Origin of the sequence: Polynucleobacter meluiroseus (genome assembly GCF_900205755.1) — a bacterium.
Lineage (GTDB): Bacteria > Pseudomonadota > Gammaproteobacteria > Burkholderiales > Burkholderiaceae > Polynucleobacter > Polynucleobacter meluiroseus.
Genome location: NZ_OANS01000001.1, coordinates 239,744 through 257,250 on the forward strand (window position 1 = coordinate 239,744; position 17,507 = coordinate 257,250).

The 17,507-nt window shown below is 47.3% G+C and carries 14 protein-coding genes; 5 read left to right on the forward strand and 9 right to left on the reverse strand.

Annotated features, from left to right (window positions below; all coding sequences use genetic code 11):
• Positions 1–9 precede the first annotated feature (9 nt).
• Positions 10–2,196 carry an O-linked N-acetylglucosamine transferase, SPINDLY family protein gene (locus tag CP950_RS01285; protein WP_096672049.1) on the forward strand — a complete coding sequence of 729 codons (2,187 nt, stop codon included), beginning with the start codon at positions 10–12 and terminating at the stop codon, positions 2,194–2,196.
• 81 nt (positions 2,197–2,277) lie between these two features.
• On the opposite strand, the gene CP950_RS01290 is transcribed toward CP950_RS01285, so the two are convergent.
• From CP950_RS01290 to CP950_RS01300, 3 genes are read right to left on the reverse strand one after another with little or no spacing between them, the layout of a single operon-like run.
• The gene (locus tag CP950_RS01290; protein WP_096672050.1) at positions 2,278–3,645 is read right to left on the reverse strand and encodes an NAD(P)(+) transhydrogenase (Re/Si-specific) subunit beta; all 1,368 of its coding nucleotides are present in this window, start codon (positions 3,643–3,645) and stop codon (positions 2,278–2,280) included.
• 33 nt (positions 3,646–3,678) lie between these two features.
• On the reverse strand, positions 3,679–3,999 hold the full coding sequence (locus CP950_RS01295) for a proton-translocating transhydrogenase family protein (protein ID WP_096672051.1): 321 nt from the start codon (positions 3,997–3,999) through the stop codon (positions 3,679–3,681).
• A gap of 25 nt (positions 4,000–4,024) precedes the next feature.
• Complete coding sequence (locus CP950_RS01300) at positions 4,025–5,155, reverse strand: Re/Si-specific NAD(P)(+) transhydrogenase subunit alpha (protein WP_096672052.1); 1,131 nt, start codon at positions 5,153–5,155, stop codon at positions 4,025–4,027.
• 173 nt (positions 5,156–5,328) lie between these two features.
• Between CP950_RS01300 and mnmA the strand changes: the two genes are divergently transcribed.
• On the forward strand, positions 5,329–6,444 hold the full coding sequence (gene mnmA, locus CP950_RS01305) for a tRNA 2-thiouridine(34) synthase MnmA (RefSeq protein WP_096672053.1): 1,116 nt from the start codon (positions 5,329–5,331) through the stop codon (positions 6,442–6,444).
• Here the strand turns inward: mnmA and CP950_RS01310 are convergent.
• Positions 6,441–7,055 (reverse strand): glutathione S-transferase N-terminal domain-containing protein, encoded by a 615-nt coding sequence (locus tag CP950_RS01310; protein ID WP_096672054.1) that lies wholly within the window; start codon positions 7,053–7,055, stop codon positions 6,441–6,443. The two genes, mnmA and CP950_RS01310, sit on opposite strands and share 4 nt — an antisense overlap.
• Before the next feature lie 65 nt (positions 7,056–7,120).
• On the opposite strand from CP950_RS01310, the gene purB reads away from it, so the two are divergent.
• Positions 7,121–8,530, forward strand: a complete 1,410-nt coding sequence (gene purB, locus CP950_RS01315) for an adenylosuccinate lyase (RefSeq protein WP_207760170.1) — start codon at positions 7,121–7,123, stop codon at positions 8,528–8,530.
• Positions 8,531–8,538: 8 nt separating this feature from the next.
• Positions 8,539–9,906: a 3-deoxy-D-manno-octulosonic acid transferase gene (locus CP950_RS01320; RefSeq protein ID WP_243391906.1), complete on the forward strand. Its 1,368-nt coding sequence runs from the start codon at positions 8,539–8,541 to the stop codon at positions 9,904–9,906.
• Here CP950_RS01320 and secF read toward each other — a convergent pair.
• From secF to queA, 5 genes are all read right to left on the reverse strand, one after another.
• Complete coding sequence (secF, locus tag CP950_RS01325; RefSeq protein ID WP_096672055.1) at positions 9,884–10,858, reverse strand: protein translocase subunit SecF; 975 nt, start codon at positions 10,856–10,858, stop codon at positions 9,884–9,886. The two genes, CP950_RS01320 and secF, sit on opposite strands and share 23 nt — an antisense overlap.
• 3 nt (positions 10,859–10,861) lie before the next feature.
• Positions 10,862–12,721 carry a protein translocase subunit SecD gene (secD, locus tag CP950_RS01330; RefSeq protein WP_096672056.1) on the reverse strand — a complete coding sequence of 620 codons (1,860 nt, stop codon included), beginning with the start codon at positions 12,719–12,721 and terminating at the stop codon, positions 10,862–10,864.
• A gap of 25 nt (positions 12,722–12,746) precedes the next feature.
• Entirely contained in the window at positions 12,747–13,073 is a 327-nt protein-coding gene (gene yajC / locus CP950_RS01335) for a preprotein translocase subunit YajC (protein WP_096672057.1), read from the reverse strand.
• A 135-nt stretch (positions 13,074–13,208) separates the two neighbouring features.
• Positions 13,209–14,366, reverse strand: coding sequence for a tRNA guanosine(34) transglycosylase Tgt (gene tgt, locus CP950_RS01340; RefSeq protein WP_096672058.1), 1,158 nt, complete (start codon positions 14,364–14,366; stop codon positions 13,209–13,211).
• On the reverse strand, positions 14,363–15,409 hold the full coding sequence (gene queA / locus CP950_RS01345) for a tRNA preQ1(34) S-adenosylmethionine ribosyltransferase-isomerase QueA (RefSeq protein ID WP_096672059.1): 1,047 nt from the start codon (positions 15,407–15,409) through the stop codon (positions 14,363–14,365). The genes tgt and queA overlap by 4 nt, the downstream gene beginning before the upstream one ends.
• Before the next feature lie 30 nt (positions 15,410–15,439).
• Here queA and recG point away from each other — a divergent pair, with 30 nt between their 5' ends.
• Positions 15,440–17,500: an ATP-dependent DNA helicase RecG gene (gene recG, locus CP950_RS01350; RefSeq protein ID WP_096672060.1), complete on the forward strand. Its 2,061-nt coding sequence runs from the start codon at positions 15,440–15,442 to the stop codon at positions 17,498–17,500.
• Positions 17,501–17,507: the final 7 nt, after the last annotated feature.

The following is a 17,507-nucleotide window of genomic DNA, read 5'->3' on the forward strand; positions in this document are numbered from 1 at the left end:
CATTGCGTAATGAATCCGCAAATTAATTACTTATTAAATCAATCTATTCAGCTTATCTTAACTAATAAGCTAGACGATGCAGAAAATTCTTTAAGCAGAATATTAAAGATGCAGCCCAAGCATTCTGACGCACTCTGTTTTCGAAGCGTTGTCGAGGCTTATAGATTCAACTTTTCTGAAGCTTTAAAGTGGATAGAAAAATCGATCGAAGCAAATCCTAAGAATGCAGTTGCCTATAGTAATCGAGGTAATATTCTCAAAGACTTAGGGAGATTCAAAGAGGCTCTTGCTAGTTATGAAAGAGCGATTGCTTTAGCGCCAAGTTATGAAGAGGCTCATAACAATAAAGGGAATGCCCTTCAAGATCTTAAACGTTTTGTCGAAGCGGTAAAAAGTTATGAAAAAGCAATTACCCTTACGCCGCAATATGCTGAGGCCCATAACAACAAAGGGAATGCACTTCAAAAACTACATCGTTTTGAAGACGCGCTGGAGTCATATAGAACTGCGATTTCATTAAAGCCAAGTTATGCCCTTGCATGGACAAACATGGGCTTAGCCTTTGGCAAGTTAAAAAAAATAGAAGAGGCAATGCACTGCCATGACAAAGCCTTAGCAATTGATCCCACTTGTTCTGAAGCCTGGTCTAACAAAGGAATTCTTTTCTTTAATATTGAAAACTATGTAAGCTCCATTGAATGCTTTGATCAAGCGATTATCATTAATCATGAATTTGCAAGTGCATGGGCTGATAGGGCAAGTGCCCTCGATAAGAGTAGTCGCTACGATGAGGCTTTGGCAAATTATGAGAGGGCGTACGAATTAAGGCCAGCAACAGATTTTCTTGCTGATTTATTAATTCGAACCAAGTTAAAAATTGGGAACTGGGACGGTCTTCAGCAAGAGCAAGACAGAATAAAAAATATACTTCTTGCGAGTGAGATGATTTTTGAACCCTTCATAGCATTATCTTTTTTAGATGATCCAAATTTACATCTAAAAATTGCTAGTATGTGCAGTTCTGTAAGGCATCCAAACAGAAAAATATTCCCCGAGATTGAGAGGCGGCCCCATAAAAAGATTCGTATTGGGTATTTTTCTGCTGATTTATGGAGTCACCCTGTGGCCTTGTTAACTGCTGAACTTTTTGAGCTGCATGATCGAAGTCAATTCGAAATTTATGCATTCTCCTTGAGAAATGGCCCTGCTGGAGATCTTTTAAGACCCCGTTTGGAGAAGGCCTTCGATCAATTCTTGCGAGTTGAGAATAAAACAGACCAAGAAGTTGTTGCGCTTGCAAGAGAGCTAGAGATTGATATTGCGATTGATTTAGGGGGGCATACCGAGTTTAGTCCCATAGATATATTTTCTTATCGTGTCGCACCAATTCAAGTCAGTTGGCTTGGTTATCCAGGGACAACGGGCACGGAGTATATGGATTACATCCTCGCTGATAAAACACTCATTCCAGAATCAAGTCGGCAGTTCTTCGCAGAAAAAATTGCCTATCTCCCAGACTCCTACATGGTGGATGATTCCAAAAGAACCGCTTCACTCACGATATTTTCAAAAAGAGAATTGGGTCTTCCTGAAGATAAATTTATATATTGCTGCTTCAACAATAGCTATAAATTTAATCAAAAAATTTTAGAGAGTTGGGCGAGAATACTTCTAAAAGCAAAAGACAGTGTCCTTTGGATATCTGAAAATAATCCATTTTTCAAAGATAATATTGTCAAAGAGTTTGCTAAATTAGATATTCTTTCGACCAGAATTATATTTGCCCAAAGAGTAGATTCCATGGCGGATCACTTGGCTAGATATGCTCTTGCAGATCTATTTTTAGATACCCTCCCTTTTAACGCCCACTCCACTGCTCTTGATGCACTCAAGGCTGGTGTACCTCTTATTACTTGTATTGGAGAGGCCTTTCCTGGAAGAGTTGCAGCAAGCCTGCTGAACGCCATAGATTTGACAGAACTTATTGCTAACGATATGGGGCAATACGAGGCGATGGCGATTGACTTTGCTCTGAACTCGGAAAAATTAAGAGCCATTAAGGAAAAGCTATCGAGGAATAGATCCAGTAGCGCTTTATTCAACACACAACTATTTACTAAGAATATAGAGGCTGCATATTCTGAGATGTATCAACGTTATCTTGCTGACCTGCCTGTTGAGCATATTTCAGTCTGAGTTACCGGAGCACAAAAAAATAGGGTGGAGATCATCGATGTAAAAAGCGTCAATCACCACCCATTAATTCCTTGCATTAATCTAGCTAATCGACTTCACCATATCTTCTACAACCTTTTTGGCATCACCAAATACCATCATGGTTTTGTCCATATAGAAGAGTTCGTTATCAAGACCCGCATATCCTGCCGCCATTGATCTCTTGTTAACGATGATTGTTTTTGCTTTGAACGCCTCAAGAATAGGCATGCCAAAGATCGGGCTTCCAGGTGTACGTGCAGCAGGGTTCACGACGTCATTAGCGCCGAGTACGAGAACAACATCCGCCTGACCGAAGTCACTGTTGATGTCTTCCATCTCAAATACTTGATCATAAGGAACTTCAGCTTCAGCTAACAGTACATTCATGTGACCAGGCATACGCCCAGCTACTGGATGAATGGCGTATTTCACAGTAACACCATGGTGAGTGAGCTTTTCAGTCAGTTCTTTAAGTGAATGCTGGGCACGAGCAACTGCCAAGCCATAGCCAGGGACAATAATGACGGTATCCGCATTTTCCATCAGGAAAGCAGCATCTTCAGGCGAGCCAGTTTTATAGTTTTTAGCAACACCATCGTCAGCAGCACCGCTAGCGGCCTCGGCTCCAAATCCACCAAGCAAGACTGCAATAATGGAACGGTTCATTGCCTTACACATAATGTAAGACAGAATCGCGCCAGAAGAGCCAACGCAAGCGCCAGCAATAATTAAGACCGGGTTGTTGAGTGTGAAGCCAATACCTGCTGCTGCCCAGCCCGAATAGCTGTTCAGCATCGACACTACTACTGGCATATCTGCACCGCCAATAGGAATGATCAAAGTAATGCCGAGCACTAAAGCGATGGCGCACATGACTAAGAACGCTGCATGGCTATCCATTAGAAAGTAGGTAACCCCACTCGCGACCATAGCAATGGCTAGGAATAAATTTAATAAATGCTGTCCCGTAAAGCTGACTGGCTTGCCGCTAACCTTGCCTGATAACTTGCCAAAAGCAATGATGGAGGCCGTGAAGGTGATCGCCCCAATAAATGCGCCGATAAACAATTCAATCTTCTGCGCCTCGTTATGAAGATGTGCGGGGTTGAAAACAGCGGCAATCGCAATGAGTACCGCAGATAAGCCCACAAAAGAGTGCATGAGGGCAACCAGTTCAGGCATCTTGGTCATTTGTACGCGCTTTGCGGCAATCGTACCGATGATGGCGCCAGCAACGATAGCACCAATAATGAGCGAGAAAACTGGCTTGAAATCAGGAATTAAAAAAGTCGTGACAACGGCCAATAGCATGCCGATCATGCCAAAGGTGTTTCCCTGACGCGACGTGGTGGGTGATGACAATCCACGTAAAGCAAGGATGAATAACACTGAAGAGATGAGATAGGAAATAGCGGTAAGGTTTAACATGAGTATGGTCTCTGGATTAGTCTTGTTCTAGTTTTATTTAGCGCTCGCAGAATCAGCCTTAGGCGCTTTTTTCTTAAACATCTCTAGCATGCGACGGGTGACCATAAAGCCACCAAAGATATTGATAGAAGCTAAAAACACAGCGACCGCTCCAACGATACTGGTAAGGGTAATTTCATCTCCACCGATAACCTCAGTCTGCAGTAAAGCGCCCACAATAATAATTCCAGAAATAGCGTTGGTCACTGCCATAAGCGGGGTATGCAATGCTGGTGTGACATTCCAAACAACGTGATAGCCAACAAAGATAGCCAGCACAAAAACGGTAATGTTTTGAACGGTAGTGAGATCCATGGTATTTCCTCTGAATATTTTTCGATTAGTTTTTACGAACAGCCTGACCATCACGGCACATGAGGCAGGCAGTAACGATGTCGTCATCCGCTGGAATCAATAACTTTGCCTCTGCATTAACAATGAGCTTCATAAAATCGATTAAGTTACGCGCATAGAGAGCGGAAGCATCAGCAGCCACCATGCTCGCAAGATTGGTGTAGCCAATAATCTTGACACCATTTTTTTCTACAATCTTGTCTGCTTCAGTTAATGGGCAGTTGCCAGAGCCATTGTCACCACGACCTGCGGCTAAATCGATTACTACCGAGCCGGGTTTCATGCGAGCCACCGTATCACTTTGCAAAAGCACAGGTGGTTTACGGCCTGGGATCAACGCAGTTGTAATAACAATGTCTGCTTGTTGGGCGCGCTCTGCCACTAAAGCTGCCTGACGCTTCATCCAAGCTTCGGGCATTGGGCGAGCATAACCACCAGCGCCCTTGGCAATCTCACGCTCCTCATCAGTCTCGTAAGGAACATCAACAAACTTTGCGCCTAAAGATTCAATTTGCTCTTTGGCTGCAGGGCGAACATCGGATGCTTCAATTACCGCACCAAGACGCTTTGCTGTAGCGATGGCTTGCAAGCCAGCAACACCCGCTCCCAAAATGAGGATGCGTGCAGCCTTTACGGTACCAGCTGCTGTCATGAGCATAGGCATAAAGCGTTGATATTCATTGGCTGCGACGAGAACGGCTTTGTAGCCTGCAATGTTTGCTTGAGAGGACAGGACATCCATGCTCTGGGCGCGAGTGGTTCTTGGAGCCGCTTCAAGAGAGAATGCAGTGATGCCCTGAGCAGCCATTGCATCAATATTGTGTTGATCAAATGGGTCCAGCATGCCAATCAATACGCTGCCAGAAGGAATTTGTTTTAATTCATGCGCTTCAGGAGCGCGAACTTTGAGAACAATTTCTGCACTAAACGCTTGAGCAGCATCAACGATGCTTGCACCAACTGCTTCATAGGCTGCATCGGGTTGACTGGCTTTGACGCCCGCATCCTTTTGAATCAGAACTTGATGGCCTTGACTAATCAGTTTTTTGACGGTTTCTGGGGTAGCTGCGACGCGAGTTTCGTCAGGTCTTGTTTCCAGTGGCACTCCAATGCGCATGGCATGTCTCCAAATGCTAATAATTAAAATTCTATTTTATTAAGATAAGTGAAAAGACACTTATCTTGCCAGCTTTATGACCTTGTAAGTAATTATTGCCACGCTCTGGGTAAATTCCGAGCAAGGCTTTTACAATGGTGTTTTAAGCTTAAGTTGAATTTTCGCATTTTTTGATGATCCCGCTCAATTCTTCCGTAAACCACCCTGAAAAACCCAAAAAAGTTGTCGTTGGGATGTCTGGAGGCGTAGATTCGTCCGTTGCGGCTTGGATGCTCAAGCAGCAGGGCTATGAAGTAGTAGGCCTATTTATGAAAAATTGGGAAGATGACGATAGTGATGCGTATTGCTCTTCCCGCCAAGATTGGCTCGATGTCGTATCAGTCGCCGACTTAATTGGGATTGATGTGGAGGCAGTGAATTTTGCCGCTGAATACCGCGAGCGTGTTTTTGCAGAGTTTTTAAGAGAATATGCCGCAGGCAGAACTCCAAACCCTGATGTCCTGTGTAATGCTGAAATTAAGTTCAAGGCCTTTTTAGACTACGCCATGCATTTAGGGGCTGATGCGATTGCAACAGGCCACTATGCTCGCGTAAGGCATCAAGAGGGGCGCGTGCAATTACTAAAGGCACTGGATGCTAGTAAAGACCAGAGCTACTTTTTACATCGCCTCACTCAAAGTCAACTTGCTAAGGTGTTATTCCCCTTGGGAGAAATTCCTAAAACAGAGGTGCGTCAGATTGCCGAACAGATTGGTCTGCATAACGCCCGCAAAAAAGACTCTACTGGCATCTGCTTTATCGGCGAACGACCTTTCCGCGAATTCTTAAACCGCTATCTACCCAGTACGCCAGGGCCGATTAAGACGCCCGATGGCAATGTAGTTGGCGAGCATATGGGCCTTGCCTTCTTCACCTTAGGGCAGCGCAAAGGGATTGGCCTAGGCGGTAGCCAAGACGGCAATGGTGATGCTTGGTATGTGGCCCGTAAGGAAATGGACAGTAACACCCTGTACGTAGTCCAAGGCCACGAGCATCCTTGGCTTTTGACAAATGAATTAAGTGCTATTGACGCCAGTTGGATTGCAGACGATGCGCCAGCACCCGGCCGGTATTCGGCTAAAACACGCTATCGCCAAGCTGATGCCCCTTGCGAAATCATTCCCGGGCTAGAGGGAGCGGCAAGCTTTCAACTAAGCTTTTCGGAGGCGCAGTGGGCTGTAACCCCAGGTCAGTCAGCCGTTTTGTATGACGGTGACGTGTGCTTAGGCGGTGGGATTATTACCAGTTAAGCTGCGGGTGGGGCAGTTTCCGCAAAAGAGGCTCTCTGCATCAAATTCTGATAGAGACGATCTAAATTGGGATGCCGAGTTTGCCATTCAATTTGTGGAAAACGAAAGAGTAAATAGGCTAAAGCGCAACCGACTGCAATATCAGCCAAAGTGAGCTGATTGCTGTGACACCAAGCGTTTTCACCTAACTCGGCTGAGATTTCTTGAAGTGCAAGGTCTATTTTGCCCATTTGGCGATCTATCCAAGCGCCGCTTTGTTGCTCTTCAGGGCGCCAAGTTGCCTCTAAACGGGCCAAGATGCCGGCATCCATGATCCCGTCAGCTAATGCCTCCCAAGTCTGTACTGCGGCACGCTCACGACCACCGGAGGGAATCAGTTGGGCGACTGGGCTTAAGGTGTCAGCATATTCTGCAATCACACGCGAATCGTAAATTGCGCCACCGTCATCCAAAAGAAGGCAGGGAACTTTACCTAAAGGGTTTTTCAGGCTTATTTGGGTGTTAGCAGCCCAGACATTTTCTAATTCAAGGTCAACATCAACCTTTTTTTCCAAGAAAACGATGCGTACTTTGCGTACATAAGGGCTAGTTAGAGATCCAATCAGTTTCATGTGCCTAGTATAGTCACCCTAGCTAATAGAGTCTTAAACTGGGATCGCATTAAAATCAGGACTTAATGACATTTCCCAATATAAAGGCAATTTCCGTGAGTCAGCCGCTTTCTACCCTTCATGCACTCTCCCCTCTAGACGGCCGCTATGCCGGAAAATTAGATGCCCTTAGACCTTGGTTATCTGAAGCTGCTTTTATGCGTCAGCGGGTATTTGTAGAAATACATTGGCTCTTAGCCCTGGCAAATGCTGGTCTTCCTGATGTTCCTCAAATAAATGCGGCCGATGAAGCATTTTTATTGTCTTTGCCCCAACAGTTCTCTGATGCCGACGCACAGCGCATCAAGGAAATCGAGGCAGTAACCAATCATGACGTCAAGGCGGTGGAGTATTTCTTAAAAGAGAAGGTGGCTGGTCGCCCAGACTTATTGAAGGCGAGTGAGTTTATCCACTTTGCTTGTACCTCTGAAGATATCAACAACACTTCGCATGGCTTAATGTTGCGTGGCGCGCGCGATGAGGTACTGGTGCCAACCCTCAAGAAGGTGCTCGCGGTATTGACTGACCTCGCCGTTGAAAATGCGCGAGTGCCAATGCTCTCTCGTACACACGGTCAGCCAGCCTCCCCAAGCACCTTAGGAAAAGAGTTGGCGAATATCGCCAAGCGACTGGAGCGCGCTATTGAGTCTATTTCAGCTGCCCCGCTAATGGGAAAAATGAACGGCGCCGTAGGTAACTACAACGCCCATCTTTCGGCTTACCCCGATTTTGATTGGGAAAACTTTTCCAAGCAAGTGGTTGAGAAGCGCCTAGGCTTGACCTTTAATCCTTATACGATTCAGATCGAGCCGCATGATGGAATGGCGCAGTTATTTGACGCGATCGCTCGTGCCAATACCATTCTCTTGGATATGGACCGAGATTTTTGGGCTTATATCTCGATTGGTTATTTCAAGCAAAGAACTAAAGCCGGCGAAATCGGCTCTTCCACCATGCCACATAAAGTTAATCCAATTGATTTTGAGAACTCAGAAGGTAATTTAGGTGTGGCCAATGCATTACTTCGCCACTTGGCAGAAAAGCTCCCGATTTCTCGCTGGCAACGCGACTTAACTGACTCTACCGTATTGCGTAATTTAGGCCCAGCTTTTGGTCATAGCCTCCTAGCCTATGACAGCGCCTTACGTGGTCTGAGTAAGCTAGAAGTCAACCACCAAGCTATTGCGGCTGACTTAGATGCTTGCTGGGAGGTTTTGGCGGAACCAGTGCAAACTGTGATGCGCCGTTATGGCATCGAGAATCCCTACGAGCAACTTAAAGAATTAACGCGTGGTAAAGGCATCAATCAAGCCGACTTACAGACTTTCATTCAGGGTTTAGCCATTCCTGATGATGCCAAGACTCGCTTATTGGCAATGACGCCCGCGTCATATTTAGGTAAGGCGGTCGAATTGACCGAGCGCCTCAAGAAGTGAGCTTGACCATCAACTCAGAATACGGGGCGCGCCCCCGAGTCTGGTTTGCTGCGTATCAACTACTTTGGCATTTGTTATTGCCGCTTGCGTTTATGCGCCTTGTGTGGCGAGCTCGACATTCATTTGAGTATCTCCATTATTTACCCGAGCGATTAGGGTTTGGCTATCCACAGCCGATTAACCAAGGCGCCATTTGGATTCATGCGGTGTCGGTCGGTGAGACTAGGGCGGCACAGACTCTGATCGAGGCTTATCTTGCACGTGGCGAGTATGTTCTCCTCACGCACATGACGCTCAATGGACGGCGAACTGGCGCAGCGTTATTCGCCCAAGCCATCGCCGCAGGAAAATTACAGCAGGTGTATTTGCCCTATGACCTTTGCTGGGCGGCGGCTAGTTTTACGCGCACTTTTAAACCCAAGCTCGGTTTATTGATGGAAACCGAGGCGTGGCCAACAGTAGTGTTTTATTGCGCTCAAATTGGTTTGCCATTATTTTTAGTCAACGCCCGTTTATCTGAGCGTAGTGCGCGGCGAGTGCACGCTTTCGGTAAGGCAGGGCGCGCACTCTTTCAGGCATTTAGAGGCATCCTGGCTCAGACGGCTTTTGATGCGGAGCGCTACCAAAGTCTTGGGGTGCAAAACGTCAGCATTGTAGGTAATTTAAAGTTTGATATCCCGCTTGATCCTAGCCTTGTTAGTCAGGGTAAAACATGGCAACAGGAGTCTCACGCCAATCAACGTTTGGTGGTATGTGCCGCGAGTACTCGCGAAGGTGAGGAGGCAATTATTTTGCAGGCCTGGAAAAACTTACTTGTCACTCATGGTTTTCAAGTAACACCACTACTGTGTTTAGTTCCAAGACACCCTGAACGCTTTGCGGTAGTGGCGGATCAAATTCAGGCTACTGGTTTTCACTTCCGCCGACGCTCAGAGTGGGGAGATATACCACGGCCAGCTAATGAGGTTGACATCCTGTTAGGCGACTCCATGGGTGAAATGCCCATGTATTACAGCGCCGCAGACCTAGTCGTCATGGGCGGCAGTCTCCTTCCTTTTGGGGGGCAGAATCTAATTGAGGCTTGCGCAGCTGGATGCCCAGTCTTACTGGGTGAGCATACTTATAACTTTCAGCAGGCTTCATTGGATGCACTATCGGCTGGTGCCGCTAAAAGACTTGATGGGGATTTATTTGTCAGTGAAGCGATGCTTCTGACAGAGACCTTAAGAAGCTTGCTTACAGATACTGCAGGGTTGGCCGTAATGTCTGAGGCAGCCTTGCGATTTTCTCAAGATCATCAAGGTGCCACCGAAAGAATACTGAATGCCCTCGAACAGAGTGGTCTGAATAAACCTAGACCTGCGCTCCGAAATTAGGATCATCATTACGGGCAGTGTCATCGGGCTTTCTTTCGCCCTTGACTAAATCCTCGCGAGTTACACCGAGCCACATTGCGAGTGCAGCCGCTACGAATACCGAGGAATAGATGCCGAACAAAATACCAATGGTTAGCGCCAAGGCAAAGTAAAAAAGCGTTGGACCGCCAAATATCAGCATTGCTAAGACCATCATTTCTGTACTGCCGTGAGTGATGATGGTGCGACTAATGGTGCTGGTAATCGCATTATCAATAATCTCGCGGGTGTTCATCTTGCGGTACTTGCGGAAGTTTTCACGAATTCGATCGAAGATCACAACTGATTCGTTGACGGAATAGCCTAATACTGCCAATACAGCCGCGAGTACTGAGAGCGAGAATTCCCATTGAAAGAAGGCAAAAAAGCCCAAAATAATCACCACATCGTGCAGGTTAGCAATGATGCCGGCAAGCGCAAACTTCCACTCAAAGCGGAAGGACAGGTAAACCACAATGCCGATGACCACGAACACCAATGCCTTTAAACCATCCAGCGCTAGTTCCTTGCCCACTTGAGGGCCTACAAATTCCACACGCTGTAATTTGACGCCAGAAGAAGCGGAGTCAAGCGCCTGCATGACTGCCGCACTTTGATCTGCGGAGGAAATCAACTTGCCTTCAGCATCTTTTTGCAAGGGCAAGCGGATCATGACATCCCGTGAGCTACCAAAGTTTTGGACTTGAGTATCTTCATAGCCGAGTTTCTGGATATTGCTACGAATGGCTTCTAGGGGAGCGGTTTGTGGATAGCTCACTTCCATTACCGTGCCACCAGTAAATTCTACGGAGAGATGAAGGCCGTTATGCCAAAGAAAAAAGACGGCGGCTAAGAAGGTAATAAAAGAAACAGCATTCAGCGCCAAAGCATGGCGCATAAAGGGAATATCTTTTTGGATGCGAAAAAATTCCATGACTTATTTCCCCTTTGGGCGCCAAACTTGGCCAATTGCGAGTTTTTGAACTTTTTTATGTCTGCCGTACCAAAGATTGACAAGGCCACGAGAAAAGAAGACTGCAGAGAACATGGAGGTCAGAATGCCCAAGCAATGTACTACCGCAAAACCTTTAATTGGACCAGACCCAAATGCCAGCAGTGCTAAACCTGCAATTAAGGTGGTGACGTTGGAATCCAGAATGGTTGCCCAAGCTTTATCAAATCCAATCGCAATTGCTGATTGTGGTGTGGCGCCATTACGCAACTCTTCGCGAATACGCTCGTTAATTAAGACATTTGAATCAATCGCCATACCCAATGCCAACGCCATCGCCGCAATACCAGGAAGGGTGAGGGTAGCTTGCAACATAGACAAGACGGAGATCAGAAGCAGTAAGTTCACCGCCAATGCAATGACCGAGAAGGTGCCGAATAAAAGGTAATACGCCATCATGAATAAAGCGATGGCAGCAAAGCCAATTAAGAGTGACTTAAAGCCTTTCTCAATATTTTCTGCGCCTAAGCTTGGCCCAATGGTGCGCTCTTCGATAATTTCCATGGGGGCGGCTAAAGAGCCAGCACGCAGCAAAAGCGCAAGGTCATTAGCACTCTCGGTAGTAGATTGCCCAGTAATCTGAAACTTAGAACCGAATTCGCCTTGAATGGTGGCAATTGTCAGAACTTCACCTTTGCCCTTTTCAAACAAGATCATGCCCATGGGCTTACCAATGTTCTCGCGGGTGACTTCTTGCATCACGCGACCACCAGTGGCATCTAAAGAAATATTCACCGCTGGCCGCTGGTTTTGATCAAAGCCAGCGCTCGCATCAGTAATGCTATCGCCACTAAAAATAACTGACTTTTTGAATACGCCTAAACGATTTTCACCAAAGCGGAAAACATCCGTGCCTGGAGGTGGGGTTTCACCTAAAGCAATCGTGGAAATAACAGGGTCAGCCAATCTGGACTCTAGCGTAGCGGTGCGACCAATAATGTCTTTTGCGCGAGCCGTATCTTGCACGCCAGGCAATTGCACAACAATCCGTTCTTCACCTTGTTGTTGAATCACTGGCTCTTTCACTGCCAACTCATTTACCCGTTTATTAAGGGTAATGATGTTTTGTTTCAGCGCGCTATCTTGAATCTCTTTTAATGAGGCGGGTTTAAATTCGCCCACTAACTTTGGGGATAAGCCAGTAGGTTTCACTTGCCAAATTAATTCAGGTTGGCTCAACATTAAAATGGTGCGCGCTTTTTCTGCATCTTCAAGATTAGCGAAGTTCACCGTTAGCGAGTCCATGCCGCGCTCAATACCTTGTTGACGAATGGATTTATCGCGCAGCAATGTACGCACATTGCCAGCAATGGCAGTCACTTTTTTCTGGACCGCACCTTTCATATCTACTTGCAATAAGAAATAAACACCGCCTCGTAAGTCAAGCCCCAAAGGCATTGGCAGGGCGTTAATAGCATTAAGCCAGCTTGGGGTATTGGAGAGGAGGTTTAAGGCTACTGTGAAGTTTGGATCGTTTTGATCTACATTGAGCTTTTGCTGTAAGAGATCACGTGCGCGTAATTGAATATCGGTGTTAACAAAACGAATCTTGATTGAGCCTACATGCCCCGTTGAATCAAAAAATATCCCAGTGCTACTGATGTTGTCATCAGCCAAAATTTTCTCAACGCGTGCCTGAGTTGCCAAATCAACCTTAACGGTTGGTTTGGCAGGGGAAACTTGAACCGCTGGAGCCTCACCGTAAAAATTGGGTAAGGAATACAGCCCCCCAATGAATAAGGCAACCAAGATAACAAGGTACTTCCAAAGAGGGTAGCGGTTCATATAAAGAAACTATTTTGCAGACGGATTAAGCGGACTTCAGTGTGCCTTTAGGCAAAACCGTAGTAATGGCTCCTTTTTGCATCTGCACTTCCGTACCTGCTGCAATTTCCACAGTAACAAATTGGTCTTTCAGCGCAGTCACTTTGCCAATGATGCCACCAACAGTCACGATTTCATCGCCAACAGCTAATGCGGCAAGCATCGCTTTGGTTTCTTTTTGGCGCTTCATTTGAGGGCGAATCATGATGAAGTACAGGACTCCAAACATTAAAACAAGGGGGAGAAAACTCATTAAGCCACTGGAATCTGAACCCGCGGCTGTAGCCTGGGCGAATGCATTACTAATCCACATACAAAACCTCCGTTAATTGCTAGTTGGAAACTGCTTGCGTTTTAGGGCTCATGAAGCAAAGCCGTAAAACCGCAATTCTAAACTGTAGACGCGGTTTGACTGGGGATTTGGAGTGCTTACTCCCAATTAGGGCTTTTAATCTTGTCCCGGCTCGACACCACGCTGACGATTGTTATGAAATTCTTCACGGTAATTGCTAAAGCGCCCTAACTTGAGAGACTCTCGGACCTCTTCCATCAGCTGAAGGTAATAGGACAGGTTATGGATGGTATTGAGCTGCGAGCCCAGAATTTCATTGGCCTTTTGGAGGTGGTTTAAATACGATCGTGTGAAATTCTGGCAGGTATAGCAAGCGCAGGTCGGGTCAACAGGGCGGTCGTCGTCCTTGTAGCCTGAATTACGGAGCTTGAGGTCGCCAAAACGAGTAAAGAGCCAGCCGTTGCGGGCATTGCGGGTGGGCATCACACAATCAAACATATCAATGCCCAAGCTGACGCCCAACATGAGGTCTTCGGGAGTTCCCACCCCCATTAAGTAATGGGGCATGAGCTCTGGCAGTTTAGGGGCGGTGAAATTCAGAATGCGCTCAAACTCTGGTTTAGGCTCTCCCACGGATAATCCGCCAATGGCAATGCCATCAAAGCCTTGCTGAGAGACCGCTTCTAAAGAAAATTCGCGTAAATTCTCAAACATACCGCCTTGGACAATGCCGAAGAGGCCGTTACCCGTTTCCAGCTCCCGAAAGCGCTTAAGTGAGCGGTCACCCCAGCGGAGAGACATCTCCAGAGAGTCTCTTGCGGTTTTTTCTGATGTGGCCTGGCCCTTGATTTCATAGGGAGTGCATTCATCAAACTGCATGGCGATATCGCTATTAAGTACCGCTTGGATTTCCATGGAGACCTCGGGCGACATGAATAACTTATCGCCGTTGATAGGGGATGCGAATGTAACCCCTTCTTCAGAAATTTTCCTTAAAGCGCCTAGGCTGAATACTTGAAATCCGCCTGAGTCAGTCAGGATGGGCTTATCCCAGGCCATGAAGCGATGCAGGCCACCATGTTTCTTAATAACATCCAATCCTGGCCTGAGCCACAGGTGGAAGGTATTGCCTAAGATGATTTGGGCTTTTGCTTCCTTGAGATCGCGCGGCGTCATCGCCTTCACGGTACCGTAAGTACCCACGGGCATAAAGATGGGGGTTTGGACGCTACCGTGTGGCAGATCAAGTTGACCTAAGCGTGCTGGGCTGGCGGGATCGCGCGCCAAAATATTGAAATGAACAGGTTTAGTCATGAGTTTTTTTCTAAAAGTCTGCTGAGGAACATCGCATCGCCATAGCTGAAGAAACGGTATTCCTGTGTAATTGCATGTTGGTATGCATTGCGGATATTCTCTATGCCGGCAAAGGCACTCACCAACATGAGAAGGGTAGATTTTGGTAGATGAAAGTTCGTCAGCAAACAATCCACCATCTTGAACTCATACCCAGGGGTGATAAAGAGATTGGTTTCACCGCTAAGCTTTTGGTTGAGGGCATAGCTCTCAAGGGCTCTGAGACTGGTCGTGCCAACAGCAATCACTCTGCCGCATTGGCGCTTGGTTGCTTCGATAGCATCAAGCGTCGCCTGCGGAACGGAAAACCATTCATGATGCATTTGATGCTTGCTTAAATCTTCTTCGCGCACAGGGGTAAATGTTCCAGCCCCAACATGCAGTGTGATAGTTGCTCGCTGAACGCCCAATTGGCTGAGCTGCTCTAGGATGGCTTCGTCAAAGTGCAGTCCTGCCGTGGGAGCGGCAACCGCCCCAGGGTTCTTTGCTACGACCGTTTGATAGCGCTGGGCATCATCCTCATTAGGCTGATGCTCTATGTAGGGTGGTAGGGGGAGTTCACCGAAACGCTCAAGCAGCGCAAATACATTCTCCGGAAAGCACACTTCATAGAAGCGTCCGTCGTACCCCAGCATTTCTACTGGAAACGTTTCCCCTGCGTGATTATGGATGTGTACCGTGGAGCCGATTTTAGGTACCTTTGAGGCCCGCAATTGGACCCAAGCCTGCTGCTCACCGCTGATGCGCTCAATCAATAGCTCAATATTGCCACCCGTCTCTTTTTTGCCATGGAGGCGGGCTGGAATCACTTTAGTGTCATTAAAGACCAATAAATCGCCTGCCCTCACGAGACCAAGAAAATCGGGGAAGGCATGATCAATGAGCTGGGCGTCATTTCCCCCGGCTAGCTTGACCTCTAGGAGGCGGCTATCCGTTCTATTCGCCAAGGGATGCTGGGCGATTAGATTGTTTGGGAGGTCGTAATTGAAGTCGGAGAGTTGCATAGCATTACCATCAGGTATTGGATTTTAACGATGACGACCAAGCGACCACCAACATTACTTGAAAAGATGGGTTTAAACACCCCGATGGCACTCGCTTTGCATCTTCCTTCGCGGTATGAAGATGAGACGGTGCTCAGTACCATTGAAGAAGTGATAGCCCTGAGTAAATTCAATGCCATGCAGACTCAGGGGGTGGTGATTCGTAATCAGGTGCTTTATCGCCCTAGGCGGCAAATGCTGGTCACTATTGAAGACGATACAGCCTCCTTACAACTACGTTTTTTGAATTTCTACCCAAGCCAGCAGAAACAAATGGCGGTGGGAACGCATATTAGAGTCCGTGGCGAAGTGCGTGATGGTCATTTAGGTTATGAGATGGTTCATCCTGCAGTACGCGCTGTAACGCCGGATGCGCCCTTATCGGTGAGCTTGACCCCGGTATATCCCGCAAGTGCCGGAGTTTCACAAACCGTGATTCGTAAGGCGGTGAATCAGGCCTTAAAAGATCCTAGCCTAAGCGAGAGCTTGGCGGAATTTTTACCCCCAAAACTGATTGCGGAAGTATCGGCAGAGTATGACTGGCCCCAACTACAAGAAGCCATTACTTTCTTGCATCAACCTCCTGCCCAAGTAGATACGCAAGCGCTAATGGAGCGCACCCATCCAGCCTGGCGTCGGGTGCAATTTGAAGAATTGCTCGCCCAACAGATTTCCTTAAAGCGGGCGCACGCAACTCGCCGACAACGCCGGGCCCCAAGTTTTACTAAAAAAGCATCAGGGGTAGAGCAGGGTTTATTGGAGGCGATCCCTTTCGAGCTCACCAAGGCACAGCGGCGAGTCTGGGCTGAAATCGGCCAAGACCTAAGTCAGGCTTTTCCGATGAATCGCTTGCTTCAAGGGGATGTGGGCAGCGGTAAGACGGTGATTGCCGCCTTAGCTTGCGCAAGAGCGATTGATCATGGATATCAAGCGGCCATCATGGCCCCAACAGAAATTTTGGCTGAGCAACACTATCTCAAAATGAAAGAGTGGTTTGAACCACTAGGGATTACGGTGGCCTGGTTGTCTGGTAGCTTGAAGGCGAAAGAAAAAAGATTTGCTCAAGCAATTATTGAGGGCGGACAAGCGCAGCTTATTATTGGGACGCACGCACTAATCCAGGATAAAGTCAGCTTTGCCAAGTTGGGTATGGCGGTGATTGATGAGCAACACCGTTTTGGTGTGAGGCAGCGTCTCGAAATTCAGCAACGGGTTGGCTCAGAATTATTTTATTGCCATCAAATGATGATGTCGGCGACGCCGATCCCTCGTACCTTAGCAATGACTTACTACGCTGACCTGGATGTCTCAGTGATAGATGAGTTACCCCCTGGTAGAAAGCCCATTACGACTAAGGTTGTCAAAGCTGCGCGTCGTGATGAAGTAATCGCAGGTCTGCAGGACTGGCTGGCCAAGGGTTTGCAGGCGTATTGGGTATGCCCGTTGATTGAGGAATCAGAAGTCTTGCAATTGCAGACTGCTGAAGCGAGCTTTGAACAGTTGACCCTTGCATTACCCAATTTCAAAGTGGGCTTAGTTCACGGCCGCCTTAAGAGTGAGGAGAAAGCGGCAGTGATGGCTGCCTTTAAGGCAAACGAAATTCAGCTTCTGGTCGCCACTACGGTCATTGAAGTAGGAGTTGATGTGCCTAATGCCGCTTTGATGGTAATTGAGCATGCAGAGCGTTTTGGTTATGCGCAGATTCATCAGTTAAGGGGGCGCGTGGGGCGCGGCTCAGCGGATTCAGTCTGCATCTTGATGTATGCCGAACCCTTGTCCTTAGCCGCGAGAGAGCGACTCCAAACTTTACGAGAAACGACCGATGGCTTTGTGATTGCTGAGAGGGATTTATCTTTACGTGGTCCAGGAGAATTATTAGGGGCCAAACAATCCGGAGATGCAATGCTACGTTTTGTGGATCTGCAACGAGATGCCTGGTTAATTGAACTGGCGCAAGAAGCCGCCGAACGGTTATTAGCCGAACACCGTGACTTGGTTGAGCGCCATCTTGAGCGCTGGCTGGGCTCCCGCATCGAGTTCTTAAAGGCCTAAAGATGCA

Coding starts and splice junctions, on each gene's coding strand:
- CP950_RS01285 (WP_096672049.1), top strand. CDS start 10: ATGAATCCGCAAATTAATTACTTATTAAATCAATCTATTCAGCTTATC.
- CP950_RS01290 (WP_096672050.1), bottom strand. CDS start 3,645: ATGTTAAACCTTACCGCTATTTCCTATCTCATCTCTTCAGTGTTATTC.
- CP950_RS01295 (WP_096672051.1), bottom strand. CDS start 3,999: ATGGATCTCACTACCGTTCAAAACATTACCGTTTTTGTGCTGGCTATC.
- CP950_RS01300 (WP_096672052.1), bottom strand. CDS start 5,155: ATGCGCATTGGAGTGCCACTGGAAACAAGACCTGACGAAACTCGCGTC.
- mnmA (WP_096672053.1), top strand. CDS start 5,329: ATGATCCCGCTCAATTCTTCCGTAAACCACCCTGAAAAACCCAAAAAA.
- CP950_RS01310 (WP_096672054.1), bottom strand. CDS start 7,055: ATGAAACTGATTGGATCTCTAACTAGCCCTTATGTACGCAAAGTACGC.
- purB (WP_207760170.1), top strand. CDS start 7,121: ATGACATTTCCCAATATAAAGGCAATTTCCGTGAGTCAGCCGCTTTCT.
- secF (WP_096672055.1), bottom strand. CDS start 10,858: ATGGAATTTTTTCGCATCCAAAAAGATATTCCCTTTATGCGCCATGCT.
- secD (WP_096672056.1), bottom strand. CDS start 12,721: ATGAACCGCTACCCTCTTTGGAAGTACCTTGTTATCTTGGTTGCCTTA.
- yajC (WP_096672057.1), bottom strand. CDS start 13,073: ATGTGGATTAGTAATGCATTCGCCCAGGCTACAGCCGCGGGTTCAGAT.
- tgt (WP_096672058.1), bottom strand. CDS start 14,366: ATGACTAAACCTGTTCATTTCAATATTTTGGCGCGCGATCCCGCCAGC.
- queA (WP_096672059.1), bottom strand. CDS start 15,409: ATGCAACTCTCCGACTTCAATTACGACCTCCCAAACAATCTAATCGCC.
- recG (WP_096672060.1), top strand. CDS start 15,440: ATGACGACCAAGCGACCACCAACATTACTTGAAAAGATGGGTTTAAAC.